At 74.3% G+C, this 16,283-nt stretch carries 10 protein-coding genes; 4 read left to right on the forward strand and 6 right to left on the reverse strand.

Going from position 1 to position 16,283, the window contains the following annotated elements:
• Window positions 1-76 precede the first annotated feature (76 nt).
• Window positions 77-1,630 (forward strand): methylmalonyl-CoA mutase, encoded by a 1,554-nt coding sequence (locus ACLIRP_RS02930; protein ID WP_412062463.1) that lies wholly within the window; start codon window positions 77-79, stop codon window positions 1,628-1,630.
• Window positions 1,631-1,642: 12 nt separating this feature from the next.
• Here the strand turns inward: ACLIRP_RS02930 and ACLIRP_RS02935 are convergent, their stop codons facing one another.
• The 5 genes from ACLIRP_RS02935 to ACLIRP_RS02955 form a co-directional block, all read right to left on the reverse strand.
• A complete protein-coding gene (locus ACLIRP_RS02935; protein ID WP_412062464.1) occupies window positions 1,643-2,062 on the reverse strand; it encodes a hypothetical protein in 420 nt (139 codons plus the stop codon).
• 86 nt (window positions 2,063-2,148) lie between these two features.
• Window positions 2,149-2,712 (reverse strand): hypothetical protein, encoded by a 564-nt coding sequence (locus tag ACLIRP_RS02940; protein ID WP_412062465.1) that lies wholly within the window; start codon window positions 2,710-2,712, stop codon window positions 2,149-2,151.
• 35 nt (window positions 2,713-2,747) lie between these two features.
• On the reverse strand, window positions 2,748-3,221 hold the full coding sequence (locus tag ACLIRP_RS02945) for a hypothetical protein (protein ID WP_412062466.1): 474 nt from the start codon (window positions 3,219-3,221) through the stop codon (window positions 2,748-2,750).
• Window positions 3,222-3,328: 107 nt separating this feature from the next.
• The gene (locus tag ACLIRP_RS02950; RefSeq protein WP_412062467.1) at window positions 3,329-3,796 is read right to left on the reverse strand and encodes a hypothetical protein; all 468 of its coding nucleotides are present in this window, start codon (window positions 3,794-3,796) and stop codon (window positions 3,329-3,331) included.
• 74 nt (window positions 3,797-3,870) lie between these two features.
• Window positions 3,871-4,548 (reverse strand): peroxiredoxin-like family protein, encoded by a 678-nt coding sequence (locus tag ACLIRP_RS02955; RefSeq protein ID WP_412062468.1) that lies wholly within the window; start codon window positions 4,546-4,548, stop codon window positions 3,871-3,873.
• Between the two features lie 144 nt (window positions 4,549-4,692).
• Here ACLIRP_RS02955 and ACLIRP_RS02960 point away from each other — a divergent pair, with 144 nt between their 5' ends.
• Window positions 4,693-5,154 carry a hypothetical protein gene (locus ACLIRP_RS02960; protein ID WP_412062469.1) on the forward strand — a complete coding sequence of 154 codons (462 nt, stop codon included), beginning with the start codon at window positions 4,693-4,695 and terminating at the stop codon, window positions 5,152-5,154.
• A gap of 18 nt (window positions 5,155-5,172) precedes the next feature.
• On the opposite strand, the gene ACLIRP_RS02965 is transcribed toward ACLIRP_RS02960, so the two are convergent.
• On the reverse strand, window positions 5,173-6,030 hold the full coding sequence (locus ACLIRP_RS02965; RefSeq protein ID WP_412062470.1) for a hypothetical protein: 858 nt from the start codon (window positions 6,028-6,030) through the stop codon (window positions 5,173-5,175).
• Window positions 6,031-6,098: 68 nt separating this feature from the next.
• Between ACLIRP_RS02965 and ACLIRP_RS02970 the strand changes: the two genes are divergently transcribed.
• Window positions 6,099-7,415 carry a glucoamylase family protein gene (locus ACLIRP_RS02970; protein WP_412062471.1) on the forward strand — a complete coding sequence of 439 codons (1,317 nt, stop codon included), beginning with the start codon at window positions 6,099-6,101 and terminating at the stop codon, window positions 7,413-7,415.
• 81 nt (window positions 7,416-7,496) lie between these two features.
• A complete protein-coding gene (locus ACLIRP_RS02975) occupies window positions 7,497-16,235 on the forward strand; it encodes a GH36-type glycosyl hydrolase domain-containing protein (RefSeq protein ID WP_412062472.1) in 8,739 nt (2,912 codons plus the stop codon).
• The last annotated feature ends 48 nt before the right edge of the window (window positions 16,236-16,283 follow it).

Below are 16,283 nucleotides of genomic sequence, written 5' to 3' on the forward strand. Positions count from 1 at the left end.
AGGGGAGGGCGGCTCGCACGCGCTTCACGGCACACAGGCGCCGGTCGGGCGTAGGCCCGGCCCCCTCCGCACGCCGATGCCGACCGACACTGCCCGCGCCGCCGCGACCGCCGCCGACTTGCCCGCCGACCTCGACGCCCGCCTGGGCGAGCCCGGCGCGTTCCCGTTCACGCGCGGCGTCTACCCCGAGATGTACCGGACGCGGCTGTGGACGATGCGCCAGTACGCCGGCTTCTCGACGGCCGAGGCCTCGAACGAGCGGTACCACGCCCTGCTTGCGGCCGGCGCGCGCGGCCTCAGCGTCGCCTTCGACCTGCCGACCCAGATCGGCTACGACCCCGATGATCCTATTGCCGAGGGCGAGGTCGGCAAGGTGGGCGTGAGCATCGCGTCGATCGAGGACATGCGACGCTTGTTCGACGGGATCGAACTCGACAAGGTCACGACCTCGATGACCATCAACGCGACCGCGCCGATCCTGCTCGCGCTTTACGTGGCCGTCGCCAAGGAGCAGGGGGCGGACCCGAAAAAGCTCGGGGGCACGATCCAGAACGACATCCTGAAGGAGTACGCCGCGCGGGGGACCTACATCTACCCGCCGCGCCCGTCGATGCGGTTTATCACCGACACGTTCGCGTGGTGCGCCGAGCACACGCCGCGCTGGAATACGATCTCGATCTCGGGCTACCACATTCGCGAGGCCGGCGCGACGGCCGTCGAGGAGCTCGCGTTCACGCTCGCCGACGGCATCGCCTACGTCCAGGCCGCGCTCGACGCGGGGCTCGAGGTGAACTCGTTCGGCAAGCGCCTGAGCTTCTTCTTCAACGCCCACAACGACTTTTTCGAGGAGGTCGCCAAGTTCCGCGCGGCCCGGCGGATGTGGGCCACCATCATGCGCGACCGCTTCGGGGCGACCGACCCCAAGGCCCAGATGCTGCGCTTCCACACGCAGACGGCCGGCTCGACGCTCGCGGCCCAGCAGCCGCTCGTCAACGTGCCCCGCGTGACCCTGCAGGCGCTCGCGGCGGTCTTAGGCGGGACCCAGTCGCTGCACACGAACGGCTACGACGAGGCGCTCGCGCTCCCGTCCGAGCAGGCGGCCACGCTCGCGCTGCGGACCCAGCAGGTCGTCGGCTACGAGTCCGGCGTGACGGACGCCGTCGACCCGCTCGCGGGCTCGTACCACGTCGAGCGGCTGACGGCCGAGATCGAGGCGGCGGCGACCCGGTTGATCGAGGAGGTCGACGCGCTCGGCGGGGCGGTCGCGGCCATCGAGGAGGGCTTTTTCCAGGACCGCATCGCGCGCTCGGCGTACCAAGCGCAGCAGGCCATCGAGTCGGGCGAGGCCGTGGTCGTCGGCGTCAACCGCTTCCAGAGCGACGGGGACGAGGCGGAGATCGACTTGCTCCGCGTGCCGGACTCGGTCCGCCAGGAGCAGGTGGCCCGGATCCAGGCCTTGCGCGAGCGCCGCGACGCGGGCGCGTGGGCGTCGGCGATGGACGGCGTCGAGCGGGCGGCGCGGGGCGACGAGAACGTGGTGCCCCACGTGCTGGCGGCCGTCGAGGCGCAGGCGACGGTCGGCGAGATCGCTGGGCGCCTGCGCGAGGTCTGGGGCGAGTTCGAGGGCTGACCGTCCCGGGCGTCAGGCCCCACCGCGAGGAGGGCCGAGGGCGTCGGCGAGCGCGCGCCGGAGCCGCGCGTTCCGCGTCGTCCGCGACGTGGCCGCGCGCGCGTAGACCACGAGCACGCCTCGGGCGAACACCTCCTGCCCCACGCGCGGCCGGATCTCGGCGCGGAGGCGGGTCAGCCCGCCCGCCGCCTCCGCCTCGGTGTCGAACTCGAAGACCTCGAGCACGGCGGGGCTCGCGTCGCCGATCACGCGGTACGTCGCGGCGGTCACGAGCGGGATCGTCGACGTGGTCAGCCCGGCGGGCTCGACGAGGAAGCCCTGGTCGGCGAGGTAGCCGAGGAGGGCCTCGGTGCCGTCGAGGTCGACGGGGTCGGCGACCGGGCTGGACGTGGCGCAGCCGGCCAGCAGGACGGCGAGAGCGAAGAGGCGCATGGGTCGGGGAAGCGACGTGGATGACAGCCGCGGCATCTATGCGCAAAGCAACGCGCGCACCGAGATCGGCGCCACCCCCGTTTCGGTCAGAGTCCGACCGCCAGCGCCAGACCGGTCGGCGTCGGCCGGAGTCGGGCGCGGCGGGCGTGGGCGCCTGCCGAGACGAGGTCGAACGCCGTCCCGCCGAGGGAGATCAGGGCGCCGTTGGCAAGCAGGACGATGGCGACCGTCCGGTCCTCGGTGATCACGTACCCCGCGGTCGCGCTGGCCACCCCGACCGCGCCGCCGAGCAGCCGGAGCCCGATGCCGAGCAGCGCCCCCCGCGCGTTGCCCACCGCCACGTTCCCCGCCGACGGGCCGAGGACCACCCCTGCCCCGACCAGCGCGGCCGTCCGGGCATCGGTCCCCTCCGGCTCGGTCGACTGCAGGGCCCCGCCGATCAGCGCCCCGGTCACGCCGATCGAGATCAGCACGGCACCGGTCGGGGACACCGTGGCCCGCCGTGACGGCGCGAACTCCCCCACCGAATGCAAGCGGGCACCGGCGTCCCCCACGTCGACGCCCTCGGGCGACCGGATCGCGGTCGGCTGCGCGGACGCGGAACCCGTCGCCAGCAGAAGGCCGAGCACGGCGAGGGGTGAGAGGAGCACGGGTGGGGGAGAGGGAAAGGGGCGCGAGCGGCGGCTTAGAGCCCGACGCGGACCGCCAGCCCGGCGCCTGCCGGGGCCACCTCGACGCGGCGGCGTGTCGACGGCCGGGCGGCCGTGACGAGGTCGTAGCCGGTCCCGGCGACGAACGCCGCTCCCCCGGCGATCGCGAGCCCCGTGCTCAGCGCGTCCCCGCCGTTGTCGCTGAAGGCCCGTGCGAAGGCGACGCCCACCGTCGCCGCGCCCGCCACGCGGAGCCCGGTCCCGACGAGCGCCTCCGACCAGTCGCCCTGGGCCAGGTTGCCCGCCGAGGGGCCCACGAAGAGCCCGCCGATGAGCAGCGCCGTCCCCACGGAACTGCCTTCGGCCGCCGTCGCGCCGATGGCCACGGCCACGATCGGAACGCCGAGCGAGAGCCCGAACGCGGCGCGCGGCGAGGTCGGCTCGCGGGGCTCGGCGGGCTGGGCCGCCGCCGAGGCGGCCAGCAGGAGGGACAGCAGGAACGGGCGCATCGGCGTCGGGGACAGACAGCCCGACCAGGGTAGCGGGTCAGGGCATAGGCGGCCTGGGGCAGACGGACTAGGCCGCATATGCCCACGGCGCGGCCCCGTCGGGGCGGCTACACGCCTCGCGGCGTCCCAAAGGCGCGGGTGAGCGCCAGCCGCAGGGTGGGGACCCCGCCCCGGACGGCGACTACAACGCCGTCCCGCTGATACAACTCGCCAAAGAGGCGCGACCGCTTGAGGGCATCGATCCCCGCCTCCGCGTCCTCTGCCGACTCGAACGTGTAGAGGTCGACCGTCGCCGGGCCCGGGGGGCGCGGCCCGATGGTGCGTGCCGCGAGCGGGTCCAGCGGGCGCCCCGGAGGCTGCGTGCCGGTGACGGCGTACGACGCCGTCAGCGCCTGCTGGAGGCCGGCGTCGAAGTCGGTCTCGGCCGGGCCCGGGAGCAGAACGACCTGGAGGTTGCGGCCCTGGAGATACGTCTCCAGCGAGGCCGCGTCGGTCACGTCGGCAGCGGGGCCGGCGGTGCCGGCGGTGCCGCAGGCGGCGAGGGCGAGGGCGGCGAGGAGCGAGAGGGCGCGCATTGGAGCGGGGGAGAGGTACGGAGTCGGCCGCAGGTCGGGTGTCTGGGGTAACGGCGGATCTCTGCGCGAGTTCGCTACCCCATCGCGTCGAGCGCGTCGAGCACCTGGCGCGCCGAGGCCCGCTGCGTGTAGTCGGCCTCGACAAAGGCGGCGGCGATCGTGCCGTCGCGGCGGACGACGTACGTGGCCGGGACGGGGAGCTCCCAGGCGCCCTCGACCGTCGCGTCCGCCGGGTCCGCGTTGTAGCGCGCGAGGTCGACGCCGACCGACTCGTAGCGCTGGCGCGTCGCGTCGTCGACCCGGAAGACGAGGCCGTACTCGCGCGAGACCCGGTTGCCGACGTCCGACAAGACCGGGAACGCGAGCGCCGCGCGGTCCGCCAGCGCCGACGAGCTGTCGGGCGCTTGGGGCGAGACGGCCACCAGCCGCGCGCCGGCGGCCTCGAGCCGGCCGAGCGCCTGCTGGTAGTCGCGGAGCTGGGTGTTGCAGTACGGGCACCACGCGCCCCGGTAGAACGTCAGCACGACGGGCCCGTCGAGGAGCAGGTCGGAGAGCCGGACGGTCTCGCCGCCGACGCCGGGGAGCGCGAAGTCGGGGGCCCGGTCGCCGACGCCGAGCGCGCCGGCGGCCGCCATCTCGGCCGTGGCCGTGTCGCGGTCACTCGCGGAGGTGGCCGGGGCCGCGTCGGCCGTGTCCGGGGCGTCGGCGCAGGCGACGAGCGCCAGCAGGGAAAGCAGGAGGAGGGATCGCATGGGGCCAAGATCGGGCGGGAGAGCGGACGCGGCGGTCTGCGCCCGACTTACCCGGTTTCGCCGATCCGCCACGCGCTCTCCCCGGCCCGTTCGCGGCGCGAGCCCGCGCGCCGCGTCTCACGGTCTCCACCCTCGCCCACGGCCATGACTGCCCTCACGATCGACCGCCTCGACGCCCGCATCGCTGGATGGATGGACCGCTGGGGCATCCGCCTACTCCGCTACGCCGTCGGCCTCGTCTTTGTCTGGTTCGGCGCGCTCAAGCTCGTCCCCGGGCTCAGCCCCGCCGAGGAGCTGGTCCGTGCGACAGCGCCGTTCGGCGACGGCTTCCTGACCGTGCTGGCGGTGTGGGAGATCGCGATCGGCGCCCTCTTGATGGTGCGGCCGACCGTCCGTGCGGCGCTGCTGCTGCTGGCGCTCCAGATGCCCGGCACGTTCCTGCCGTTCGTCGTGCTCCCCGAGGTGTGCTTTTCGACGTGGCCCTTCGTGTCGCCGCTCGACGCGGTCGCGCTGACGCTGGAAGGCCAGTACATCGTCAAAAACGTGGTGCTGATCGCCGCCGGGCTCGTCGTCGGCGGGGCCGTCCGCCAGCGCGAGCGGTTGTAGGTCGCGCCGCCCCGAGCGCTAGAGGTCCGGCAGCACCTCGGCGCCCGGGGGGACGCCGAACGCCGACGCAGGCGTCTCGGGCACACTCTGGAGATCCGTCACCATCCCGCGCGCCTTGGGCTGGCCGCTCGCCGACAGGAACGAGCGGAACCCCTCCTGCACCGTCACCCCGCCGACGGTCTGGGCGCCGTCGTAGAGCATGAGCGTCTCGGGCGTGTGGCCGCCGTCGGGGTTGAAGGGGCCGTACGAGACGACGTAGCGGACGCCGACGACGCGGTCGGTCGCCGGGTCGAGCAGCAGGTCGTAGTAGTCGTCCGGCGCGTCGCCCGTGCCCGGCTCGAACGTCACGCGTACCACGTCGACCGCCCGGCCCTCGACGGTGTCGGGCGGCGCGAGCGCGAGCCGGGCGCCGGGGTCGGCGAAGACGAACGGGACCGACACGAAGTAGTACGGCGTGAGCGCCCAGAACCGCGCGTCCGTCGGGAGCTCGGCGCCGGCCGGGCGGGCCCACGCCTGCGCCCCGGTCCAGCCGAACGAGACGGACGTGTCGGCCGCCAGCGTGTGGACGGCGCGGGCGCTCCACGTGTCGACAAGCTGGTGCGTGTCGAGCGCGTCGCCGGCTGGTGCGCCCGTGCTGTCGAGGCGGGTGTAGGCGTAGCGGAAGCGGAGGGGGCCCAACGCATACCACGGCGCCAGCCCGCCGTGTGCGTCGATGGCCGCGAGCACGCGCCGCCCGGCGTCGGAGGCCTCCAGCCGCGCCGTCGCGTCGGCGACGCGGGCGTCGACCTCGCGGTCCGAGGGGTGGGCGAGATCCGGACCGCACGCGGCAAGGGCGAGGGCGAGGGCGAGGGCGAGGGCGAGCACGAGGCGGGGCATGGAGGCCGGGGTGGGGCCGGGAGGACCCGCGCGCGCGCCGTGCCGTTCCCGCGCCTCTCCGCGCGCGCATGGCCACGTCTCTGTCCGATTCCGCTCCCCTCCTGGAGGCCGTCCACCGGGCCTCGTTCGACTACTTCGCGCGCGAGACCAACTGGTCGAACGGCTTGGTCGTCGACAGCACGCTCCCGGACAGCCCGGCGTCCATCGCCGGGGTCGGGCTCGGCCTCTCGTCGCTGGCGGTCGCCGTGACGCGGGGGTGGGTGCCCCGCGCGGCGGCGGCCCAGATCGCCCTCGCGGCCGTCCGCTTTTTCCGCGACGCCCCCCAGGACGGCGCGCGCGACGGCGTCGGCCATCGGGGGTTCTTCTACCACTTTCTCGACGTCGCCCAAGGCCGCCGCGCGTGGAAAAGCGAGCTCTCGACGATCGACACGGCGCTGCTGACGGCCGGGCTGCTGTGCGCCGCCGCCTTTTTCGACGGGCCCGACGACGCGGAGGCCGAGATCCGGGCGGGCGCCGAGGCGATCTACCACGCCGTCGACTGGGACTGGGCCCGCGACGGCGGCGAGACCGTTACGATGGGGTGGACCCCGGAGCGCGGGTTCCTACGCTACCGGTGGGAGGGCTACACCGAGGCGCTGATCTTGTACGTGCTGGCGGCGGGCTCGCCGACGCACCCCATCCCGGGCGCCTCGTTCGAGGCCTCGACGCGCGGCTACCGCTGGAAGCGGATCTACGAGCACGACGTGCTCTACGCCGGGCCCCTTTTTATCCACCAGTTCCCGCACCTCTGGCTCGACCTCCGCGGGCTCCGCGACGCCGCGATGCGCGAGGCCAGCGCCCGGCTCGCGAGCCCCACGGACTACTTCGAGAACAGCCGCCGCGCCACGCTCATCCACCGCGAGTACGCCCGCCGCAACCCGCGCGGCTTCGCCGGCTACGGCCCCGACGCCTGGGGACTGACCGCGAGCGACGGCCCGGGCCCCGGCATCCGCCCCGTTGACGGCCGCGAGCGGCGGTTCTGGGGGTACCGCGCCCGGGGGGCGCCGTTCGGCCCCGACGACGGGACGTTGGCGCCGTGGGCCGCGCTCGCCAGCTTGCCGTTCGCGCCGGACGCCGTGCTGGACTGCCTCGCGTGCCTCGCCCGCACCCACCCCGCCCGCGCCGACCGGTTCGGCTTCGAGGCGTCGTTCAACCCGACGTTCCCGACGGAGACCGGCGGCGCCTGGGTCTCCGACCACCACTACGCGCTCAACCAGGGGCCCATCGTGCTCGCGGCCGAGAACCACCGGACGGGCCTCATCTGGGCCCTCATGCGGACGTGTGCGCCGATCGTGGACGGCCTGCGGCGGTGCGGGTTCACGGGGGGCTGGCTCGGCGACGGGTAGGGGCACCCCCGGGTCTCCGCCGGCCGCCGAATCTGGACCTCTGGAGCGTCTAGCTTGCCGCCCCTCGCCCCCCTTCTCTCCGTGCCCGGACCGACCGTCGAAAGCCTCTTCAAGCCGGTCCACCTTGCCGAGCACGCCCGGCGGCTGGCGCGGACGCAGGCCGTTGAGATGGACCCGTCGCGGGGCCGCCCGCTCCGGCCCCTGCTGCGCGACGCGCTCGGCGACCTCGCCGACGCCTACCGCGCGCTCGCCGAGGCCGGCCGTCAGGGCGAGACGCTGACGCCGGCGGCCGAGTGGCTGCTCGACAACTACCACATCCTGCGGGACCAAGCGCGCGACGCCGAGGCCGCCATCCCCCGGGCGTACTACCGGGTGCTCCCCAAGCTCACCGCCGGGCCCTACGAAGGGCTCCCCCGGGTCTACGAGATCGTCGAGAGCCTGGCCGAGCACGCCGACAACGGCGTCGACCCGGAGCACCTCGAGCTGTTCGTGGCCGGCTTCCAGGAGGTCGAGCTCTTGACGCTCGCCGAGCTGTGGGCCCTGCCGATGATGCTCCGGGTGGTGCTGGCGCAGCGCGTGGCGTCGCTGGCGCGGCCGCTCCGCGAGGCCCGCCGCGACCGCGAGGCCGCCGAGGACGTCGCCGTCCACGTGAACGGACTCGACGGCCCCGACGAGGTCGGCGGCTACCTCGCGACGGTCGCCCGCGAGCAGGCCCCGCTGTCGGGGCCGTTCGCGCTCGCGCTGGCGGCGGCCGTCCAGGCCCGCGGTGGCCATCCGCTGGCGATGGCGTGGGTGGAGCACCGCCTGCGCGCCCGGCGGCTCTCGCTCGACGACGTCGAGCGCATCCAGACCCAGCGCGAGACGCAGTGGCGCGGCTCCATCGCGAACGCCGTCGGCTCGCTGCGCGCGGCGGCCGAGGCCGACTGGACGGCCGTCGTCGAGCGGCTCTCGGCCGTCGAGCAGACGCTGCGCGAGGACCCGGCGGGCGTCTACGCCGCGATGGACAAGGCCACGCGCGACGCCTACCGCCACGTCACCGAGCGGATCGCGCGGCGCTCGGTCGAGACCGAGTTCGGCGTCGCCGAGCGGGCGCTGGCGCTGGCCCGCGAGGCCGCCGAGGCGGGGCCCGACCCCGGCGGCGCCGCGACCGACCACGTCGGCTACTGGCTCGTCGGCGAGGGAGTCCGCACGCTCGGCAAGGCGGCCGGCTACCGGGCCCGGCTCAGCCGCCGCCTGTACTGGCTCGCCGAGCGGCGCCCCACGGCGGTCTACCTGGGCGGGATCGCGACGGTCACCGCGCTCGGCCTGCTGGCGGCCGTCCGCGTGGCCGACGCGGGCGGCGCCGACGCCGGGTGGCTCGCGCTCACGGTCGCCGCGGCGTTCCTGCCGCTCCTCGACTTTGCCGTCACGTTCGTCAACTGGAACGTCGTCCGGTTCTTGCCGCCCCGCCAGCTTCCCCGGCTGGCGTACGAGGACGGCATCCCCAGCCAGGTGCGCACGTTCGTCGTGGTCCCGACCCTCATCACGTCGCCGGCGCACGCCCGCGAGATGGCCGAGCGGCTGGAGGTCCATGCGCTCGCCAACCCGGACGCCGCGCTCCGCTACGCCCTGCTCACCGACTGGGCCGACGCCCCGGCCAAGACGGTCCCGGGCGACGACGCGACGGTCGCGGCCGCCCGCGGGGCCATCCGCCGGCTCAACGAGCGCTCGCGCGCCGCCCGCGCCCAGGGCGACGGGGCCGACCTCGGCGACCGCTTTTTCCTGCTCCACCGCGAGCGGCTGTGGAATGAGGCGCAGGGCGTCTGGATGGGCTGGGAGCGCAAGCGCGGCAAGCTCGAAGAGTTCAACGACCTCCTCCGCGATCCCGACGCCCAGACCACCTACGTCGCCGTCGAGGGCGACTTCCGGGCGGCGACCGAGGGCGACGCCGTCCGCTACGTGCTGACGCTCGACGCCGACACGCGGACGACGCCCGACGGCGCGCGCGCGCTCGTGGCGACGGCGGCGCACCCGCTCAACCGGCCCCACGCCTCGCCCGAGAAGGGCCGCGTCGTCCGGGGCTACGGCGTGCTCCAGCCCCGCGTCTCGATCTCGCCCGAGAGCGGGCGCCAGACGCTCTTTGCCCAGGTCTACGCCGGCCGGCCGGGCGTCGACCCCTACACGACGGCGGTCTCGGACGCCTACCAGGACCTGTTCGGCGAGGGCATCTACACCGGCAAGGGGCTCTACGACGTCGACGCCTTCCGGCGGACGCTCGACGGCGCCGTCCGCGAGAACTCGGTCTTGTCGCACGACCTTCTTGAGGGCAACCACGCCCGCGCCGCGCTCGCGACCGGCGTCGAGGTCTTCGACGACTTCCCGTCGAGCTACGCCTCGTTCGCGCTCCGCCAGCACCGCTGGGCGCGGGGCGACTGGCAGCTGCTGCCCTGGCTGCTGCCGCGCGTCAAGGACGCCCGCGACACGTGGAAAAAGAACCCGCTGTCCGTCGTCGGCCGGTGGAAGCTGTTCGACAACCTGCGCCGGAGCCTGACGCCGCCCGCGCTGCTGGTCTTCCTGCTGCTGGCGTGGACGGTCCTGCCCGGCTCGCCGTTTGTGTGGACGCTGATCGCGCTATTCGTGCTGGCGTTCCCGATCTACGCGCCCGCCGCCCACGGCGTCCTGTTCCAGCCGCACGACACCGTCACGTCGAGCTGGCTCCGCGTGCTCTGGGCCGACGCCGTGATGCACGCCCGCCAGATCGGGCTGTCGGTCGCCTTCCTGGCCCACCAGTCGGTCGTCATGCTCGACGCCATCGCGCGGACGCTGTGGCGCATGACGGTCTCGAAGACCAACCTCTTGGAATGGACGACGGCCCAGCAGGCCGAGGAGTCCACGCGTGAGGTGCCGCGCTCGATGTGGGCGTCGGTCGGGTGGGGCGCGGTCGTGCTCGCGTCGGTGACGCTTGCGGAGCCGATCGCTTGGATCACGGCGCTGCCCTTCGCGGCGGCCTGGATCGCCGCGCCCTGGATCGCGCGGTCGGTCAGCCAGCCCGTCGAGCGGGAGGACTACCGGCTGACCGGCGACGACCGGGTCCGCTTGCGGACCGTCGCGCGGCGGACGTGGCGCTTTTTCGAGGAGGTCCTGACCGAGCGCGACCGCTGGCTCCCGCCGGACAACCTCCAGGTGCAGCCCGCCCAGGGGCTCGCGCGGCGGACCTCGCCGACCAACATCGGGCTGGCGCTCAACGCCGTCCAGGCCGCCCGCGACCTCGGCTACCTCACGCGCACCCAGGAGGTCGCGCGCATCGAGGCGATGCTGGCGTCGGTCGAGGCGCTGGAGCGCTACCAGGGGCACCTCTACAACTGGTACAGCACCGAGACCGGCGACGTGATGGCCCCGCGCTACGTCTCGACGGTCGACTCGGGCAACCTCGCCGGGGCGCTGATCGCCCTCAAGCAGGGGCTCTTGGAGGTGACGGAGGCCCGGTGGCCGGGCGCGCGCCTCTTGGACGGCTTCCGCGACACGTTCGCCGAGGTAGCCGTGACGACCGGCCCGGCCCGGGACGCGCACGACGCCGTGGCCCGGGTGTTGGCGGAGCGGGCGCCCGCTGGCGTCCGCGGCTGGCACGGCCGCCTCGGCGAGCTGGCCCGGCGCGGCGCCGCGCTCGCGGCCGCCGTCGCCGACGAGCCCGAGGCCACGCGCGAGTGGGCCGCCGCCTTCGCCGACCAGGGCCGCGCCTACGTCGACGAGCTAGAGGCCTTGGCGCCGTGGCTGACGACCGACGTCCTGCCTTCGGCCGTCGCCGCCGACCTCGACGCCGCGACCACACTCGGCGGGCTGGCAGTCCGGACCGGGCTCGCGCTCGACGGCGAGCTGGGGGCCCCGGCGCGGGCCGTCCTCGAGGCCTCGCGCGAGGCGCTCGCGGCGCTCGTCGACGCCGCCCGCGCGCTCGCCGACCGCGCCGACCGACTCGTCGGCGAGATGGACTTCCGGCCGCTCTACGACTCCGACCGCCAGCTTTTCCGCATCGGCTACGACGCGGGCATGGCCCGGCAGGACCCGTACACCTACGACCTGCTCGCGTCCGAGGCGCGGCTGGCGTCGCTGCTCGCCATCGCCAAGGGCGAGGCCCCGCCCGAGCACTGGTTCCACCTTAGCCGCCCCACGCGCGTGACGCGCGCCCGGCGCGCACTCCTGTCGTGGAGCGGGACCATGTTCGAGTACCTCATGCCGGCGATCTACACCCGGCTCTACGAGCGGACGCTGCTCGCCGACGCGTGCTACAACGCCGTCTCGCTCCAGCGGATGTACGGCCGCACCAAGGACCGGCCGTGGGGCATCTCCGAGAGCGGCTACGCCCTGCTCGACCTCCACCTGACCTACCAGTACCGCGCCTTCGGCGTCCCGTACCTCGGCCTCAAGCGCGGGCTCGGCGACGACTACGTGGTCTCGCCGTACTCGACGTTGCTCGCGCTCCTCGTCCGCCCCGACCGCGCGCTCTCGAACCTCGCCAAGCTCGACGCCGCCGGCGCCTTCGGACCCCTCGGCTACTACGAGGCCGTCGACTACACGCCGAGCCGGACCTCGGGCGAGGCGACCTCGATCGTCCGGTCGTACATGGCGCACCACCAGGGGATGGGCCTGCTGGCGGTCGCGAATGTCCTCGACGGCGGGCGCTTCCAGGACCGCTTCCACCGCGACCCCCTTGTCCGCTCGGTCGAGATCCTGCTGCAGGAGCGCGTGCCGACCGTCGTCGACAAGGTCGACCCGCACCCGCTCGACGAGAACGAGGTGGACCCCGTCGAGATCGCGCCCGTCGAGGCCCGCGTCGAGCACTTTGCCGGCGGCGGGGCGCCCGACGAGCCGGCCCCGCACGCCGCCCTTCTGTCGAACGGCCGCTACGCGACCCTGCTCACGACGGCCGGGACGGGGTACTCCCGCGCCAATGGCGTCGCCCTCACCCGGTGGCACGGCGACCGCACGCGCGACGCCGACGGGTTCTTCGTCTATGTCCGCGACGTCGAGACCGGGCGGTTCTGGTCGGCGACCGAGCAGCCCGTGCGCTCGGCAGAGCCGCCGGACCGCTACGACGTCTGGCTCCACCTCAACAAGGTCGAGACGGCGCGCGTCGACGACTGGATCGAGACGTTCACCGAGGTCGTCGTCTCGCCCGAGGACGACGTCGAGGTCCGCCGGGTGACGGTGACGAACTACGCCGACCGGCCCCGGACGATCGAGCTGACGAGCTACGCCGAGGTCGTGCTCCAGTCGCCGGTCGCGGACCTCGGCCACCCGGCGTTCTCGAAGCTGTTCGTCGAGACCGAGTACCTGGCCAAAAACAACGCCCTGCTGGCGACGCGCCGGCCCCGGGCCGAGGACGACGTGCGGCGGTGGCTGGTCCACGCCGTCGCCGACAAGGGGCTGGCGCGCGCCGACCGCGGCGTCAAGACGCCGCTCCAGTACGAGACCGACCGGATGCGCTTTGTCGGCCGCGGGCGCACGCTCGACGCGCCGGCCGCGCTCGACCCGGGCGCCAAGCTGTCGCGGACGGCCGGGGCCGTGCTCGACCCCGTCGTCTCGCTGCGGCGGATCGTGACGCTCCAGCCCAAGCAGACCGCGCGCGTCGTGTTCTCGCTGGCCATCGCCGACTCGCGCGAGGAGGCCGAGCGGCTCGCCGAGCGCTACGACCACCCCGACGCCGCCCAGCGCGCCTTCGAGCTGGCGTCGACGTACGGGCTCGTCGAGCTCGGCCACCTCGGGCTGACCGGCGAGGAGGCCCTCAACGCCCAGGAGCTGGCGGGGCGCCTGCTCTACGCGGACCCCCGGCTGGCGTCGCCCGCGGCCGTCCGCGAGCGGAACGTGCGGCCGCAGTCCGGGCTCTGGGCGTACGGCGTCTCCGGCGACCTGCCGATCGTGGTCTTCCGGATCGCCCGGATGGAGCAGCTCGACGCCTTCCGGCTGCTCCTCCGGATGCACGCCTTCTGGCGCCGCCGCGGGCTCGAGGTCGACGTGGTGGTCCTCAACGAGCACCCGCCGAGCTACGCCGACAGCCTGCAAGAGGCGCTCACGCAAGCCGTCGAAGGCTCGCCGGTGCGCGGGCTGCTCGGCCAGCGCGGCGGCGTCTTCCTGCGGCGCTCCGACGGGATGCCGGCCGAGGACCTGACGCTGTTCCTGACCGCCGCCCGCGCCGTGTTCGACGGCGAGGTGCCGAGCCTGCTGGCGTCGGCGACGGCGCCCGAGGCGGACGGTGCACCCCTGCAGATCGACGCCCAGGACATCGCCGCCGACCTCGCGCGCCCGGAGCGCGCGCTCCCGGCCGCCGTCCCCGCGACGGACGCCGAAGCCCCCGCCCGGCTGGCGGGGGCGGAGATCCACGCCCAGACGCCTGCGCCCGACCGCGAGCCGCTCCAGTTCGACAACGGCTACGGTGGGTTCAGCGACGACGGCCGCGAGTACGTCGTCCGCCAGACCGGCGGGGACGCCGCCACGCGGACGCCGCTCCCCTGGATCAACGTGGTCGCCAACCCGGCTGTCGGGTTCACGGCGACCGAGAGCGGGGAGGGCTACACCTGGGCCCGGAACTCGCAGCAGAACAAGCTCACGCCGTGGTCGAACGACCCCGTGACCGACCCGGCCGGCGAGGCCATCTACCTCCGCGACGACGCGGCCGGCGTGTTCTGGACGCCGACCCCGCGCCCGGCGCCCGCGCCCGCGCCCTACGAGACGCGCCACGGCTGGGGCGCGACGTCGTGGACGACGGCGTGGGGCGGCCTCCAGACCGAGACGACGGCGTTCGTGCCCCGGCGCGACCCGGTCAAGCTGGTCCGCTTGCGGATCACGAACACCTCCGACGCGCCGCGCGAGCTGTCGCTGTACCGCTACGCCGAGCTGGTCCTCGGTGAGCGCCGCGAGCCGAACGCGCCGTACGTGATCGTCGAACGCGACGCCGAGTCCGGGGCCATGCTGGCGCACAACCCGTACAACCAGACGTACGGCCAGCGGCTGGCGTTCGTGGCCGTCGCCGGGGCCGAGGTGGCGTCGGTGTCCGCGAGCCGGGCGGCGTTCCTGGGCCGCAACGGGCACGCGAGCGCGCCGGCCGCCGTCGCCGCCGGCGGTCTGCTCGACGGGTCGTTCGACACCGGGCTCGACCCGTGCGCCGCCGTCCACGTCCCGCTCGCGCTGGCGCCGGGCGAGACGCGCGAGGTCGTGTTCCTGCTGGGCCAGGCCAAGACGGTCGCCGAGGTCCGGACGCTCGTCACGCGCTACGCGACGACCGAGGCGGCCGACCTGGCGCTCGCCGAGGTGACGGCGTTCTGGGAAGAGACGCTGGGGGCCGTCCAGGTGGAGACACCCGCGCCCGACCTCGACGTGCTCGTCAACGGGTGGCTGCTCTACCAGAACCTGTCGTGCCGGCTGTGGGGGCGGAGCGCGTTCTACCAGAGCGGCGGGGCGTACGGCTTCCGCGACCAGCTCCAGGACAGCCTGGCCCTCGTCTACGCGCGCCCGGATCTCACGCGGGCTCAGATCCTGAAAAACGCCGCGCACCAGTTCGAGGAGGGCGACGTCCTCCACTGGTGGCACCCGATCACCGGCGCCGGCATCCGCACCCGGTTCTCGGACGACCTGCTGTGGCTGCCCTACGCCGTGGCCTTCACGCTCGCGACGACGGGCGACGAGACACTCCTCGACGAGGACGCGCCGTTCCTGTCCGCCCGGGCCCTCGAGCCCGGCGAGGACGAGGTGTTCCTGACGCCACAGCCGTCGGGCGAGTCGGGCTCGATCTACGAGCACGCCGCGCGCGCCATCGACATCTCGCTGACGAAGGGCCGCCACGGGATCCCGCTCATGGGCTCGGGCGACTGGAACGACGGCATGAACCGGGTCGGCAATGAGGGCGAGGGCGAGAGCGTCTGGCTCGGCTTTTTCCTCGCCCACATCCTGGAGCGGTTTATCCCCATCGCCGAGGCCCGCGGCGACCGCCAACGTACCGCCCGCTACCAGACCTACCGCGACGACCTCGTTCGCGCGCTCAACGCCGACGGCTGGGACGGCAAGTGGTACCGCCGCGCGTTCTACGACGACGGCACGCCGCTCGGCTCGGCCCAGAACGACGAGTGTCGGATCGACGCGATCGCCCAGGGCTGGTCCATCCTGTCCGACGTCGCGGGCGACCGCACCGACCAGGTGCTCGACGCCGTCGACCAGCACTTGGTCGACGAGCACGCGGGGCTGATCCGCCTGCTCACCCCGGCGTTCGACGTGACCGACCACGACCCGGGCTACATCAAGGGCTACCTCCCGGGCGTCCGCGAGAACGGCGGGCAGTACACGCACGGCGTGCTGTGGGCCGTCCGCGCGTTCGCCGAGGGCGGCCGGCCGAACCGCGCGGCCGACCTGCTCCGCATGATCCTGCCGGTCAACCACGCGCGCACCCAGGACGCAGCGGACACCTACAAGACCGAGCCGTTCGCCGTCGCCGCCGACGTGTACTCCGTCGAGCCCCACGTCGGGCGCGGGGGGTGGACGTGGTACACCGGCTCGGCCGGCTGGATGTGGCGCGTCTCGGTCGAGACGCTGCTCGGGCTCCGCCGCGAGGCCGAGGCCCTGTGCCTGACGCCCCGCGTCCCGGACGACTGGCCCGGCTACACGCTGCGCTACCGGACCGACGCGCGCGGCACGGTCTACACCGTCCGCGTCGTCCGCGACGGCCCGGGCGGCGCGAGGTCGGCCCAGGCCGACGGGGAGGCCGTGCCGGTCGACGACGGGACGGCCCGCATTCCGCTCGTCTCCGACGGCGCCGAGCACACGGCGACCATCCGGTTGGGGACCGCCGACGGGTAATCCGATGCCGGGTATCGGGCCGCACCTCCGGCGCGCGGCCAACAAAAA

It is taken from the genome of Rubrivirga halophila, assembly GCF_046845755.1.
Lineage (GTDB): Bacteria > Bacteroidota > Rhodothermia > Rhodothermales > Rubricoccaceae > Rubrivirga.

Bases quoted from the DNA above. Each gene is read 5' to 3' on its own strand.
- ACLIRP_RS02955 (WP_412062468.1), bottom strand. From the start codon at position 4,548: ATGCGATCCCTCCTCCTGCTTTCCCTGCTGGCGCTCGTCGCCTGCGCC.
- ACLIRP_RS02960 (WP_412062469.1), top strand. From the start codon at position 4,693: ATGACTGCCCTCACGATCGACCGCCTCGACGCCCGCATCGCTGGATGG.
- ACLIRP_RS02950 (WP_412062467.1), bottom strand. From the start codon at position 3,796: ATGCGCGCCCTCTCGCTCCTCGCCGCCCTCGCCCTCGCCGCCTGCGGC.
- ACLIRP_RS02970 (WP_412062471.1), top strand. From the start codon at position 6,099: ATGGCCACGTCTCTGTCCGATTCCGCTCCCCTCCTGGAGGCCGTCCAC.
- ACLIRP_RS02930 (WP_412062463.1), top strand. From the start codon at position 77: ATGCCGACCGACACTGCCCGCGCCGCCGCGACCGCCGCCGACTTGCCC.
- ACLIRP_RS02965 (WP_412062470.1), bottom strand. From the start codon at position 6,030: ATGCCCCGCCTCGTGCTCGCCCTCGCCCTCGCCCTCGCCCTCGCCCTT.
- ACLIRP_RS02935 (WP_412062464.1), bottom strand. From the start codon at position 2,062: ATGCGCCTCTTCGCTCTCGCCGTCCTGCTGGCCGGCTGCGCCACGTCC.
- ACLIRP_RS02945 (WP_412062466.1), bottom strand. From the start codon at position 3,221: ATGCGCCCGTTCCTGCTGTCCCTCCTGCTGGCCGCCTCGGCGGCGGCC.